Here is a 14463-nt window from a genome sequence, read left to right on the forward strand (position 1 = left end):
TACGGATATGGACAAGGATAAAACCCTTAAAATTACAATTATAACAGTATCATATAATGCTGCTGAAACAATAGAACAAACAATTCTTAGTGTAGTCAATCAAACCTATGATAATATTGAATACATTATTATTGATGGTGGATCAACTGATGGAACAGTTGATATTATAAAAAAATATGAAGATCAGATTGCTCATTGGGAAAGTGAGCCTGATAAGGGCATTTATGATGCAATGAATAAGGGAATAGATGCGGCAATAGGCGAGTATATTTATTTTATTGGTGCAGATGATGAACTTTATGATGTAAATGCAATTGATAAAATTTGTAGAGAACTTTTAAAATTTCCTAGAATTGATGTGTGCTGTGGATGTGTAATAGCGGTTGATAATAAATTAAAGTTGCAGAAAAATATGGGTGGACATATTTTAAAAAAAGACATTTTATGTGGGATAATGACTCCGCATCAAGGTATGTTTGTAAAACGGACATTGTTATTAAAATATAAATTTAATTGTGATTATAAAATTGCTGCTGATTTTGATGTATTTATTCAGTTAGCAATAAAGAACTCAATAATACATTTTTCAGATATCATAGTAGCAAAATATAATATTGGTGGATATAGTTCAAATTTTAATTTGCTATATCATGAATATGAACAGATTTTATATAAACGTAGTACTATCGATTCAATGAGAAGATTTTCGGTGAGAAAAAGGAAGAATCTTTTTAAATTTAAATTAGAGTGTATTTTACCGAGACGTTTAGTATATTTTTTAAAAAAGATGAATGGATGGAAAGATAGGATATTGGTGAAAAGATGACGTTTCAAGTGCTATTATCAATGATGAATAAAAATGACAACAGCTTTATAGAAAAAATGAATATACATAGTGATTTATTAGTAATTAACCAGAGTGATGAAAATGAACTTGAGAATTTTAAATATAATAACTATGAAATAAAAATTTTTTCTTTTGCTGAAAAAGGTGTTGGTTTAAGTAGAAATAATGCTTTAATGAGGACTAATGCTGATATTGCGTTAGTTGCAGATGATGATTGTGTATATGTGAACAATTATAAAAATTTAATTATAGACTCCTTTAAAAAATATCCAATGGCTGATGTTATTTTTTTTAATATGATATCTAAGAATCAAAAGCGTGTAGAAAAATTAACAGGAAAAGCATATAGAGTTCGATGGTATAATTGTTTGAAATTTGGTGCATTTCGTATGGCTATAAAGGTTCAAAAAATTAGAAAGATGAATATCAATTTTTCATTATTATTTGGGGGTGGGGCAAGATATAGTTGTGGAGAGGATACCTTATTTATTGTAGAGTGCTTAAAAAAAGGATTGAAACTATATGCCGTTCCAGTTGAAATTGGAACTGTAGAACAAAAGGAATCTACTTGGTTTAAAGGCTATACAGAAAAATATTTTTTTGATAAGGGTGCATTATTTGCGGCAATTTCTAAACAGTGGGCCTGGTTATTATGCTTACAATTCCTATTTAGATATAGACATTTTTATAAAAAGTTAGGAAGTTTTTTTTATGTTTTTAAACTGATGACTCGAGGGGGAAAGGACTTCAACAAGTTATAAAATGGAGAAAATAATGTACAAATCTTTTGATTTGGGAAGAATTTCTATAATTATGCCGGTATATAATAATTTAGATTATATACAAGATAGTATATTGTCAGTAATTAATCAAACCTATAATAATTGGGAATTAATTATTATAGATGATGCGTCTAATGTGGATATAAAATCAGCAATCGGTCAATATTTGAAAGAATATTGCATTATCTATTTTAAGTTAGAAGAAAATTTAGGTGTAGCTGCGGCAAGAAATCGTGGGATAGAAATAGCAAATGGGCAATATCTTGCTTTTTTAGATAGTGATGATATTTGGCATCCACAAAAGCTTGAAAAGCAAATTTCTTTTATGAAGAAAAATGATATTGCATTTTCATATACACAGTATAGGCATTTTTCGGAGAAAGATAAATATGAAGGGAAACTTATAGATGTAAAAGAGCGTGTTACATATAAAGAGCTTTTAAAAGGTAATATAATTGGATGTTTGACTGTAGTTATTGATCGTGAAAAAATAAAAAACATTATGATGCGAAGTGAGAGGCATGAAGATTATATTTTATGGCTTCAGATATTAAAAAGTGGATATGAAGCTTATGGGTTGAAAGAAGATTTGGCTAGGTATCGTATTTCGTCGAATTCTTTAAGTGGAAATAAATTCAAAAGTGCAATTTGGACGTGGAGGATTTATAGAAATATTGAAAAATTAAATTTGTGGGAATCATTATATTATTTTTTGCATTATTTATTAAGAGGTGTCTTAAAACGATTATAGCATTTAGATAAGACAGTGTTTCTTACCTAGATAATTAGAGGTGTTACAATGGACAAGCAAGCGAAAATATATGTTGCTGGGCATCGAGGATTGGTTGGATCGGCACTAATTAGAGAACTTCATAGACAGGGTTATACGAACATTGTGGTGAAGACACATGCTGAGTTAGATTTAATTAATCAAGAGGCTGTGAATGCTTTTTTTATGGTTGAAAAGCCCGACTATGTATTTTTATCTGCAGCTAAAGTTGGTGGAATTGGCGCGAATTCTACCTATCCAGCAGAGTTTATTTATCAGAATCTCATGATTACTACTAATATTATTCATGCAGCATATAAGAACAATGTGAAAAAACTCCTGTTTTTGGGTAGTTCCTGCATTTATCCTAAAATGGCGGAGCAGCCGATAAAAGAGGAAAGTTTATTGACTGGAGCTTTAGAGTCGACAAATGAAGCGTATGCTTTAGCAAAGATTACAGGGATAAAAATGTGCCAAGCTTATAATCAGCAATATGGAACGAAATATATTTCTGTAATGCCGACGAATCTTTATGGGATTAATGATAATTTTGACTTAGAAACATCACATGTCTTTCCCGCATTGATTCGGAAATTCCATCAAGCCAAAATAAATAATGAACCTATAGTAACGATTTGGGGTACTGGTGCGCCTATTCGTGAATTTTTATTTGTAGATGATTTAGCAGAGGCTTGCATATATCTGATGAATACATATGAAGAAGATAAGATCGTAAATATAGGAACTGGCGTTGGGGTAACAATTAAAGAATTAGCGGAATCCATAATGCAAGTTGTCGGGTACAAAGGAGAGCTAGTCTTTGATACAAGCAAACCGGATGGTACACCAATAAAAATAAATGATGTAAGTTATTTAAATAGCCTTGGGTGGAAAGCTAAAGTTAGTTTGCTAGATGGCATTAAAAGGACGTATGAATGGTATAAAAGTAAATCATGATTAAGTTTATAACTCGTACTGTATTGGTGCGAGTTATTTATTTTTATGGTAAGATAATATTAAAAGTATTTGTGAAATTTAGAGAGGTTGAGCGACAGGTGAAAGTTGTTATTTTAGCTGGCGGGGGTGGTACGAGGTTATTTCCTTTATCGCGTCCTTCTTTTCCAAAGCAATTTTTAAAAATAGATGGGGAAAATTCTCTGCTGGGACAAACTGTAGCGAGGTTTTTATCTAGAGTAGAGGCGAAGGATATTCTTGTTGTTACAAATCAAGAGTATCTTTATCATGTGCAGAGTGAACTTGCTGATTGCGGGGCATCGGATGCTCATGTTATTTTGGAGCCAATTGGAAGAAATACAGCGCCGGCGATTGCTTTGGCGGTGAAGTATTGTACGGATGTATTAGATTGCAATCACAATGAGGTTATTTTTGTATCGCCGGCTGATCATGTGATTCGCTCGGGAAAAGAATTTTTACAGTGTGTAGATTTTGCTATTACCTTAGCACGGCGAGATAAACTTGTCACTTTTGGTATTTTGCCAAGTAAGCCTGAAACTGGTTATGGATATATAGAGGCGGAAGAGAAAAATAATAATGAATATGAAGTGATTTCCTTTAAAGAAAAGCCAGAACTTGCTTTAGCTAAGGCGTATCTTAAAGCTGGTAATTATTATTGGAATTCAGGGATGTTTGCTTTTACTATTGGTCTGATGTTAGCAGAGTTAAATCGGTATCAACCTGAAATTGTTAAGTTGTTAGAAGCGGATTATGAAAAAGTTATCGGAAATTTTGGCGCTATGCCAAATATATCGATTGACTATGCAATTGCAGAACGTTCAACATCAGTTATGATGGTGCCGTTGACTTGCTATTGGAATGATATCGGTTCATGGGATGCGATTTATGAAGTGCTGGAGAAAGATGAAGCAGGAAATTCATTAGATGGTGATTGTTTAGCTGTGGATTGCAAAAACTCTCTGTTTATGGGAAGAGATCGATTAATTGTTGGTATTGGATTAGATGATATTTTGTTAGTGGAAACAAATGATGTCATCGTGGCTGCGAAAAAGGGTGAGTCGCAAAAGGTCAAAGATGTAGTTGATGAATTAAAACGTCATAATCGTAAAGAAGCGTATGAGCATACTACTCTTTATCGCTCTTGGGGGAATACTAGTTTGCTTGGTGAAGGTAGTAGTTATCGGATGAAGAAAATCCATGTAAAACCTGGCGGTAAACTAAGCTTGCAGATGCATTATCATCGCAGTGAACATTGGATTGTGATTTCTGGGACGGCAAAGGTAACCATGGGAGAGGAAGTACACTTAATTCATGAAAATGAATCAGTATTTATTCCGCAAAATGTGAAACATCGTTTAGAGAATCCAGGAAAGATTCCATTAGAGATTATTGAAGTGCAGAATGGTAGTTATATTGGTGAAGATGATATTGTACGATTTGATTAACGTAGATTGAAGGTGAAACTATGAAAACAATTATTGTAACAGGTGGGGCTGGTTTTATTGGCTCAAACTTTGTCCATACAGTTTTAGAAGCTCAAAAAGATGTTCAGGTAATTAATTTGGATAAATTGACTTATGCGGGGAATTTGGATTCACTTAAAGATATTGAGGATGATTCTAGATATACTTTTGTGAAGGGGGATATTTGTGACAGTTCGTTAGTTGAGGATCTTTTTGGGAAGTATGAGCCCGATGCAATTGTACATTTTGCGGCGGAGTCGCATGTGGATCGTTCAATCGATGGGCCGGCGGAGTTTATTCGAACAAATATTAATGGAACGTTTAATCTTTTAGAAAATACGAGAAAGTATTGGTTGAAACTAGAGCGGGCGAAAAAGGATAGTTTTCGTTTTGTTCATATTTCCACGGATGAGGTATATGGCAGTCTTGGAAGTACGGGCTATTTTACTGAAGAAACTGCTTATGCACCGAACTCCCCTTATTCAGCATCAAAGGCGTCGGCAGACTTATTAGTTCGTTCTTATTATCATACATATGGATTGCCTACGATTATTACGAATTGTTCAAATAATTATGGTCCTTATCATTTCCCTGAAAAGTTAATTCCCTTGATTTTACTCAACGCCTTAGAAGGAAAAGATTTGCCTATCTATGGAAATGGATTAAATGTACGAGACTGGTTATATGTAAAAGATCATTGTGAGGCAATTTGGCAAGTATTAACGCAGGGGAAAATAGGAGAAAAATATAATATTGGTGGACATAATGAAAAAACGAACTTGTGTATTGTTGAAACTTTATGCGATATTTTAGATGGGAGAGTACCAAAGGAAAATGGAAAATCATATCGTGAGCAGATTGTATTTGTAAAAGACCGTCCAGGACATGATTTACGTTATGCGATTGATGCGTCTAAAATAGAAAAAGAGCTTGGATGGGTACCCAAAGAAACTTTTGATACAGGAATTGTTAGAACGGTAGATTGGTATTTGGAAAATAGAGATTGGTGTAATCGGGTGCTAGATGGTAGTTATCAATGTGAACGACTTGGACTTGTAGAATAGGAGGAAGCTATTATGGCAATTCGTAAAGGCATTATTTTAGCAGGTGGATCTGGCACGCGCCTTTATCCAATTACAAAGGGCATAAGTAAGCAGTTAGTTCCCGTTTATGATAAACCTATGATCTATTATCCATTGACGACTTTGATGTTAGCGGGAATTCGTGATATTTTGATTATTACGACTCCTGAAGATTGTCGTACGTTTCAAACTTTATTAAAGGATGGGAGTCAGTGGGGAATTCAATTATCTTATGAAGTTCAGCCGAGTCCTGATGGCTTGGTACAGGCTTTTTTGATTGGTGAGGACTTCATTGGCGATGAAGGGTGTGCTTTAGTATTAGGGGATAACATCTTTTACGGCTATGGATTTACGAAGAAGCTGCAAGAAGCGGTACAAAGAGAAAGTGGAGCAACCGTTTTTGCTTATTGGGTGAAAGACCCACAGCGATATGGTGTTGTGGGGTTTGATAATAAGGAGCAGGCAATAAGTATTGAAGAAAAACCGCAAATGCCCAAATCAAATTATGCAGTTACAGGTCTGTATTTTTATGATAAAAATGTAGTGAAGCTTGCAAAACAGATTCGCCCATCAGCGCGAGGGGAACTTGAGATTACGGATTTAAATCGTCTATATTTAGAACAGAAAAATCTGTATGTAGAGACTTTGGGACGCGGTTATGCTTGGCTTGATACGGGTACATATGATTCTTTATTACAGGCATCAAACTATATTGCAACACTGCAAGAACGACAAGGGTTAATGGTTTCTTGCCCAGAGGAAATTGCTTATCATAATGGTTATATTACAAAAGAAGAATTAATCACACTGGCAAATACGATGAAGAAGAATGCATATGGTGAGTACTTAATGTCTTTGGTGAAAGAGTAGGTGATTTGCAAGATGAAAGTAGAAGAGACGAGATTGGAAGGTGTACTATTAATTACACCTAAAGTTTTTGGGGATTCGCGCGGTTTCTTTTTAGAAACTTGGAGTAGGGATAGATATAAAGAGGTCGGAATTTCTTTAGAATTTGTGCAAGACAATCAATCTTTTTCAACGAAGAACGTATTACGCGGATTACATTTTCAAAATCCGCATGCGCAGGGAAAACTTGTATCAGTGGTTAAAGGTTGCGTATTTGATGTAGCAGTAGATATTAGACGAGGTTCAAGAACATTCGGTGAATGGGTGGGAGTCGAGTTATCGGAAGAAAATCATCAACAGTTATGGGTGCCACCAGGATTTGCGCATGGATTTTGTGTGTTGAGCGATACGACGCTTTTCACTTATAAATGTACGGATGTATATACACCTTCAGCAGAGGGAGGAATCCTTTGGAACGATCCTGAAATTGGAATTGAGTGGCCGGTAGAAAATCCAATTTTATCGGATAAAGATCAAGTGTATCCACAATTACGCGATTTACCAGAAGGTCGGTTGTTTACTTATGTACAGAAAGAAGCGATAAAATGAAGATTGTAGTTACAGGATCGAATGGACAACTTGGTAGAGAGATTGCTATGCAAGGTCATGCTCATGAACTTATTTTGACGGATTATGATAATTTAGATATTACGAATGCAAAAGAAACACAGTCATTTTTTCGTGAGGTAAAGCCAGATGCAGTGATTCATTGTGCAGCCTATACGAATGTAGATAAAGCTGAAAATGATTTTGATGGCGCTTATAAAGTAAATGTGATAGGGGCACAAAATGTTGCCGCTGGATGTTTAGAATGTGGTGCGCGGATGGTATATGTAAGTACGGATTATGTTTTTGATGGTTTAGAAAATAAGGTTTACCGTGAGTACGATACAGTAAATCCGCAGAGTGTTTATGGAAAGACGAAACAGCTTGGAGAACAGATGGTTCGAGATATTTTAGGACGTCACTATATTACGCGGACAGCCTGGCTCTATGGAGAGGGAAATAATTTTGTTCGGACGATGCTAAACCTTGCGAAAACAAATCCAGAATTACGAGTAGTAAATGATCAAATAGGCACTCCGACATCGACAACGGAATTAGCAAGGAGTATTTTTAGATTATTAAATACGGATGCATATGGGACGTATCATACGACGTGCAAGGGGCAATGTTCTTGGCACGATTTTGCGTGTGAGATTTTTCGCCAAGCTAATTTAGATGTTAAGGTTATGCCAGTATCAACTTCAGAGTTTCCGCGTCCAGCAAAACGTCCGCCGTTTGCAGTATTAGACAATTATCTGCTGGAAATGACGATTGGGGATGAGATGTGTCAATGGAAAGAAGCTTTGAAAGTGTACTTGGAAAAAGAAAAGCGTAATAAAGGTATTTAAATAAGAAAGCATCAATTTATTATAAAAATAAATAGTTGACCAGTATAAATTTGCTATCTATAATACATAATGAGATTGGTTAATTTTTAATCCTCTTTGCGTAAGAGGATTTTATTTTTGGGAGTTATTATATGAAAAACAAAAGAATAGCAGAAATTTTACGCTTCTTATTTGTTGGAGGAGTATGTTTTTTTATTGATTATTTTTTACTTTATGCATTTACTGAGTACTGTGGAGTTTCTTATTTAGCTTCATCTGGATTATCGTTTACAATTTCTTTCATTTTGAACTATTTTCTTTGTATAGTATGGGTGTTTTCAAAGGTAAAGAAACAAAATGTTAAGCAAGGGATTGTTTTTATTGGTTCGAGTTTAGCAGGGCTTGGAATTAATCAGCTTTGCATGTGGGGTTTTGTGGAGTTTTTGGCCATGCATTATATGGTTGCTAAAATTTTTGCGGCAGCGATTGTAATGGTATGGAATTATATATTGAAGCGAAGGGCTGTACAAATGTAAAAGGCAAAGAAATAATTATGAATATCATTTCTTTGTCTTTAATTATATTTTAGTATTGATCATTCAGTATAAATTCATAATTTAATCTTATAATTGTGGTATACTGTAAGAGTAAAAATTTAATTTTATTGAGGTTGTTATCATGAAAAAAATATTAATTACAGGTGGAGCTGGATTTATTGGTTCACATATTATAGAACTTTTACAGAAAGAAAACTGTGATATTACGGTTTTAGATAATTTACATACAGGGCTTAGAGAAAATGTTCCAGAAAATGTTCGCTTGATTGAAATGGATATACGCGATAAAAGAGTGATCGATGTATTTGAAAAATACCAATTTGATGTGGTACTTCATTTAGCAGGACAAACGATGGTGAATGTTTCAGTCGATGATCCTTTTTATGATGCAGATGTAAATATTATGGGTACAGTGAATATCTTAGAAGCATGTCGTAAAACAGGTGTAAAACGTATTGTATTTTCATCGACTGCCGCGACATATGGTGATATAGAAGAAGTCCCAATTCGTGAAGAATTTTCAGTCAATCCATTATCTTTTTATGGATTGAGCAAATTAACAGTAGAGAAATATTTAAAACTTTATCATGATTTATATGGATTAGAGTATGTGATTTTGCGTTATGCAAATGTATATGGAGAACGTCAAGGGGATGGCGGTGAAGGTGGCGTAATCAGCATTTTCACGAAAAAGATTGCAAAAGATGAATCGTTTGTCATTCATGGTGATGGTAAACAGACGCGCGATTTTGTCTATGCTGGTGATGTCGCAAGAGCGAATTGGTATGCTGCGAATACTGAGTATTGTAATACAATTTATAATGTAAGTACGAATAGTGAAACGAGTATTCGTGAGTTGGTAGATTTATTGGAAAGTGCATCGGGAAAAACTATTGATCGACAATATGGTGAGCGTCGTGAAGGTGATATTTATCGTTCAGTATTAGATAATTCAAAAATAGTTACTAACTTAAATTGGAGGCCGATGATAAACTTACAAGAAGGTCTAAGGCGGACCTACGATTATTTTGTAAAAAGTAAATAAGTGTGGATTTGTTTTATAAAATGTTGTTGATTTTACATTAACAACATTTTATTTTTTTTGCATTGAAGAATAGCGCTTTTCATAATGTATAGCATTAAATAAAATTGAAGGAGAGAGTTGTGATGAGAATTGTGATTAATGGTGGGCATTGCCCAGGCCGAGATTGTGGTGCACTTGGGCGGATTAGCCAAGAGGCAGAGATAACGAGGGAGTTAATGGCAGCTGTGGCCGGATATTTACGTGCAGTTGGATATGAAGTCCTAGAAGTGCAGGAAAATGACCTAAGTCAGGTGGTGAAGGAAAGCAATGATTTTGAGGCGGACCTATTTGTGGCGATTCATTGTAATGGTGCAGCAAATCGGAATGCTCGTGGTACAGAGGTTTATTATTTTAGTCCTAAAGGAGCTATTGTGGCTCAATGTATTCAAAAACAAATTGTAAATTCATTGGAAACTTTAGATCGAGGGATAAAAGAATCTGCTACTTTTTATGTATTGAAGCAGACAAATTGTATAGCTGTTCTTGTTGAAACGGCATTTATAACCAATGAAGAAGATGAAAAATTTTTACTTGTAAAACGAAATGAATTTGCGAGGGCGATTGCAAGAGGAATTACAGATTATCATGTAATTTTAGTGCAGGAGGGATAAGAAGCGCGAATTGCTGAATGGATAGTATACTACTAAAAGAAAAATACGTTATCTTTGGAATATTTGTAAATATTGATGCAATTTATACAGGACTTTTGGAAGTTTAGAAAGAATATTTAATATTATTAAAATAATCAATATTGAGTCTAAAAATAATAGACATAAATTTTTACTTTATATCATAGATTGATCAGGTAGTTACTTTTTAGCTACTCAAACAATATAAAAATATGATGGAAAGATATGGAGTTGATTTGTATGGAATTAAAACGAACTGCATTTAAAGCTTATGATATTCGAGGGAAGTTTCCAGAAGAAGTAAATGAAGAACTTGCTTATCGTATAGGACGCTCTTACGTAGATTTGTTTAATGCGAAGAAAGTAGCTGTTGGGCATGATATCCGTTTATCTGGAAAAGATATTCGCAATGCGTTGGTACTTGGACTTACTGAAGCTGGTTGTGATGTTGTCGATATTGGTATGTGTGGCACTGAAATGATTTATTTTGCAACTGCACATCTAAAATTAGATGGCGGTATTATGATAACGGCAAGTCATAATCCAAAGGATTATAATGGGATGAAATTGGTTCGTGAGGAAGCCCGTCCGATTAGTGCTGATACAGGATTGAAAGATATTGAGAATATGGCGATAGCAGGTAGCTTTAAATCTACAGAGGGTGTTGCCTTTGGAAAGATTGCTTACGTTGATATTATGGATGATTACATAGAGCATTTACTTACCTATGTGGATCTAAAATCATTGAAACCTTTAAAGGTGGTTGTAAATGCGGGAAATGGCGCCGCAGGGCCTGTATTAGACCGATTGGAAAAAGTCTTACCATTTGAGTTTATAAAAATATACAATGAACCGGATGGAAACTTCCCAAATGGTGTACCAAATCCTATTTTATTTGAAAATCGTGAAGCTACGGCGAAAGTGGTTCGCAAGCATCATGCAGATGTGGGAATTGCGTGGGATGGTGACTTTGATCGTTGTTTCTTATTTGATGAAAAGGGCGGATTTATTGAAGGTTACTATATGGTTGGATTCCTTGCACAGGCTTTTTTAAGTAAGAATCCTGGGGCGAAGATTATTTATGATCCTCGCATGATCTGGAATACAATTGAGCTAGTAGAAGGTGCTGGTGGAGAAGCTGTGATGTGTAAGAGTGGTCACGCTTTTATCAAAGAAAAAATGCGCAATGTAGGTGCTGTGTATGGTGGAGAAATGTCAGCCCATCATTATTTTAAAGATTTTTCTTATTGTGATAGTGGAATGATTACCTGGTTGCTGGTTGTAGAATTGATGTGTAAAGCAAACAAATCGCTCTCTTCTTTAATGGCAGAACGTATGGAACGTTATCCAATTAGCGGTGAGATTAATAATACCGTAAAAGATGGGAAAGCTGTGCTTGCTGCGCTTGAGGAAAAGTATGGAAAAGAAGGAAAAGTTGTAAAAGTAGATGGACTTAGCGTTGATTTTCCAGAGTGGCGCTTCAATGTGCGGATTTCTAATACGGAGCCAGTATTGCGCTTGAATGTAGAGGTACGTCAAGATAAAGCGTTATTAAAAGAAAAAACAGAAGAATTATTAGAAATTATTAAGGCATAGAAAAAGGGGAGCAAAATGCAACAGATTCGTAAAGCAATTATTCCGGCGGCAGGACTTGGAACAAGATTCTTGCCAGCGACAAAAGCACAACCGAAGGAAATGCTACCGATTGTGGATAAACCTGCAATTCAGTATATTATTGAGGAAGCAGTAGAATCGGGAATTGAGGAAATTCTGATTATTACAGGACGAAATAAACGTTCGATAGAGGATCATTTTGATCGCTCTATCGAATTGGAATTACAGTTGAAAGAGCAAGGCAAATATGATTTGCTTGGCTTAATTGAAGATATTTCAAAAGTTACGATTCACTTTATTCGTCAGAAAGAGGCGAAGGGATTGGGACATGCTGTGCTTTGTGCGAAACAATTTGTTGGCAATGAACCGTTTGCGGTAATGCTTGGTGATGATATCGTTGATGCTGAAGTTCCATGTTTAAAACAGTTGATGGATGTTTATAAAGATTGTCATGGCAGTATTCTTGGAGTGCAGGAAGTTGCAAAAGATAAGGTTTCCAGCTATGGAATTGTCAATCCAAAAGCAGTAAAACAAAATATTTGGCAAGCGATTGATTTAATTGAAAAACCGTCAGTGGAAGAAGCGCCGTCACAATTGGCTGTATTGGGACGTTATATTTTAGAACCGGAAATTTTTGAGCTTTTAGAAAAAACGGAGCCTGGACGAGGAAATGAAATTCAGTTAACTGATGCGATTTGCCGCTTGGCAGTAGATCATAAAGTTTATGCATATAACTTTAAAGGACGTCGTTATGATATTGGCGATAAGCAAGGCTATTTAGAGGCCACTGTTGAATATGCATTAAAACGTCCGGATTTAAGAGATAAATTTTTAACTTATTTAACGAAAACGGTAGGGCCATTAATTAAGTAATATTGGAGATGAATTTTTGTTATGACATGTGTAAATGCGAAAAAATTAGTGTTAGAAACAGGATTCACGTTTGATTATGAAAATTTAGTGGGAAGCGGAAAAGTTACAATAGATGATGTAGTGTCGTTAGAAGAGAAAATTAATGACGCACAGGCTGCGATTCAGGTGATGCGTAAAACCGGTGTAATTCGCGGACATTTATCAAAAGATGGAGAGCCGGAAAAGGTACTCTTTAGTCAATTGCCCTATATAAAAGCAGAAAATCTAAATTCTCCCGCTATAATTCGAAAACTCAAAGATTTCTCTGCCTCAATAAAAGATCGCGTAGATGCAGTAATATCCTTTGGAATTGGTGGGTCTTTTCTTGGAAATAAAGTTCTTTTTGATATACATTGTGGTGAGTTTTGGAACGGAATGTCAAATGCGGAACGCAATGGTTATCCACGGATGTATTTTAGTGGGAATAGTATTGACCCGCGTCGGACAAGTGAATTAGTTGAAAATATTGAACGGATGGCAAAAACATATCACAAGCATGCAGGAAAAAAGTTTTGTTTAATGATGATTGTCATTTCGAAATCAGGTGGAACACTTGATACCATGTCAAATTTTATGGTGGTTTATGAAGCGTTAAAGAACCATGAGCATATTGATATTGAGATTGTTGCTGTTACCGATCCGAATGAAGAAAAGAAAACGTTATTAAAAAAATTAGCGGAAGAAAATCATTGGCCGACTTTTGCTGTGCCGGATGGTGTTGGCGGACGGTTTAGTATTTTTTCTGAGGTAGGTCTTATTACTGGTGCTTGTATTGGTTTTGATATTGAAGCGTTTTTAGCTGGGGCGAAATCAATGGATGAAGCATGTCAAAGGGCTGACGTATGGCAGAATCCTGCATTATTAAATGCAACACTAAAATATTTGGCGGCAGAAAAATATGGCAGGGATATAGAAGTATTAATGCCTTATGCAGATTATTTAAAATCTACGTCGGAATGGTATATTCAACTTTTAGCGGAATCGCTTGGGAAAAAATATGATCGCAATGGTAAGATTGTAAATTATGGACGCACACCGATTGTAGCGGTGGGAACAACGGATATGCACGCGCAGACGCAGCAACATCAAGAAGGAGCATTGAATAAAGTTATTCAGTTTATTCGCGTAAATGAATGGGATATTGATCCTGTAATTGGTGATATGTTCCCATCGGCGCAGAAGTTGACAGATATTTCGGGGATTAGAATGAGTCAAGCCCTTGATGTTGCCTTGGCTTCAAATGCGCAGGCTCTAATTTCAGACTATCGATTTAATGCGACGTTTACGATGCCGAAAATGAATGCATTTCATTTGGGTGAATTACTGTATATGCTAGCAATATCGATTGCTTATGAGGGTGAGCTTGCAGATGTAGACGCATTTGATCAGCCTGGAGTGGAAGCGTACAAACGAATTATGGGACCTAGCTTGCAAAAATTAAAAGTTAAATAGTACAAAAAATACAAAAAA

General features: G+C 35.3%; 15 protein-coding genes. All 15 read left to right on the forward strand.

The annotated features are described in order from the left end of the window. The first annotated feature begins 7 nt into the window (after positions 1–7). The 15 genes from P3F81_RS01840 (at position 8) to P3F81_RS01910 (ending at position 14445) form a co-directional block, all read left to right on the forward strand. Positions 8–826 carry a glycosyltransferase family 2 protein gene (locus P3F81_RS01840; RefSeq protein ID WP_147666879.1) on the forward strand — a complete coding sequence of 273 codons (819 nt, stop codon included), beginning with the start codon at positions 8–10 and terminating at the stop codon, positions 824–826. Beyond that, on the forward strand, positions 823–1608 hold the full coding sequence (locus P3F81_RS01845; protein ID WP_309320572.1) for a hypothetical protein: 786 nt from the start codon (positions 823–825) through the stop codon (positions 1606–1608). Before P3F81_RS01840 ends, P3F81_RS01845 begins: the two co-directional genes overlap by 4 nt. Before the next feature lie 13 nt (positions 1609–1621). Beyond that, a complete protein-coding gene (locus P3F81_RS01850) occupies positions 1622–2380 on the forward strand; it encodes a glycosyltransferase family 2 protein (protein WP_147666874.1) in 759 nt (252 codons plus the stop codon). A gap of 48 nt (positions 2381–2428) precedes the next feature. Continuing rightward, positions 2429–3355 (forward strand): GDP-L-fucose synthase, encoded by a 927-nt coding sequence (fcl, locus tag P3F81_RS01855; protein ID WP_147666872.1) that lies wholly within the window; start codon positions 2429–2431, stop codon positions 3353–3355. A gap of 98 nt (positions 3356–3453) precedes the next feature. Further along, positions 3454–4818, forward strand: coding sequence for a mannose-1-phosphate guanylyltransferase/mannose-6-phosphate isomerase (locus tag P3F81_RS01860; RefSeq protein WP_147667464.1), 1365 nt, complete (start codon positions 3454–3456; stop codon positions 4816–4818). A gap of 20 nt (positions 4819–4838) precedes the next feature. Then, complete coding sequence (gene rfbB, locus P3F81_RS01865; protein WP_147666870.1) at positions 4839–5900, forward strand: dTDP-glucose 4,6-dehydratase; 1062 nt, start codon at positions 4839–4841, stop codon at positions 5898–5900. Positions 5901–5912: 12 nt separating this feature from the next. After that, the gene (gene rfbA, locus P3F81_RS01870) at positions 5913–6788 is read left to right on the forward strand and encodes a glucose-1-phosphate thymidylyltransferase RfbA (protein ID WP_147666868.1); all 876 of its coding nucleotides are present in this window, start codon (positions 5913–5915) and stop codon (positions 6786–6788) included. Positions 6789–6800: 12 nt separating this feature from the next. Further along, a complete protein-coding gene (gene rfbC, locus P3F81_RS01875; protein WP_147666866.1) occupies positions 6801–7373 on the forward strand; it encodes a dTDP-4-dehydrorhamnose 3,5-epimerase in 573 nt (190 codons plus the stop codon). Beyond that, positions 7370–8218: a dTDP-4-dehydrorhamnose reductase gene (gene rfbD, locus P3F81_RS01880; protein WP_147666864.1), complete on the forward strand. Its 849-nt coding sequence runs from the start codon at positions 7370–7372 to the stop codon at positions 8216–8218. The genes rfbC and rfbD overlap by 4 nt, the downstream gene beginning before the upstream one ends. Before the next feature lie 131 nt (positions 8219–8349). Then, the gene (locus P3F81_RS01885; protein ID WP_147666862.1) at positions 8350–8733 is read left to right on the forward strand and encodes a GtrA family protein; all 384 of its coding nucleotides are present in this window, start codon (positions 8350–8352) and stop codon (positions 8731–8733) included. A gap of 142 nt (positions 8734–8875) precedes the next feature. Next, positions 8876–9799 (forward strand): NAD-dependent epimerase/dehydratase family protein, encoded by a 924-nt coding sequence (locus P3F81_RS01890; protein WP_147666860.1) that lies wholly within the window; start codon positions 8876–8878, stop codon positions 9797–9799. 122 nt (positions 9800–9921) lie between these two features. Beyond that, a complete protein-coding gene (locus P3F81_RS01895; RefSeq protein ID WP_147666858.1) occupies positions 9922–10449 on the forward strand; it encodes an N-acetylmuramoyl-L-alanine amidase family protein in 528 nt (175 codons plus the stop codon). 258 nt (positions 10450–10707) lie between these two features. Continuing rightward, entirely contained in the window at positions 10708–12063 is a 1356-nt protein-coding gene (locus P3F81_RS01900) for a phosphohexomutase domain-containing protein (protein WP_147666855.1), read from the forward strand. 15 nt (positions 12064–12078) lie between these two features. Then, positions 12079–12954: a UTP--glucose-1-phosphate uridylyltransferase GalU gene (gene galU / locus P3F81_RS01905; RefSeq protein ID WP_147666853.1), complete on the forward strand. Its 876-nt coding sequence runs from the start codon at positions 12079–12081 to the stop codon at positions 12952–12954. A gap of 21 nt (positions 12955–12975) precedes the next feature. Then, positions 12976–14445 carry a phosphoglucose isomerase-related protein gene (locus P3F81_RS01910; RefSeq protein ID WP_147666851.1) on the forward strand — a complete coding sequence of 490 codons (1470 nt, stop codon included), beginning with the start codon at positions 12976–12978 and terminating at the stop codon, positions 14443–14445. Positions 14446–14463: the final 18 nt, after the last annotated feature.

It is taken from the genome of Selenobaculum gibii, assembly GCF_030273445.1.
In the GTDB taxonomy this organism is placed as follows: domain Bacteria; phylum Bacillota; class Negativicutes; order ICN-92133; family ICN-92133; genus Selenobaculum; species Selenobaculum gibii.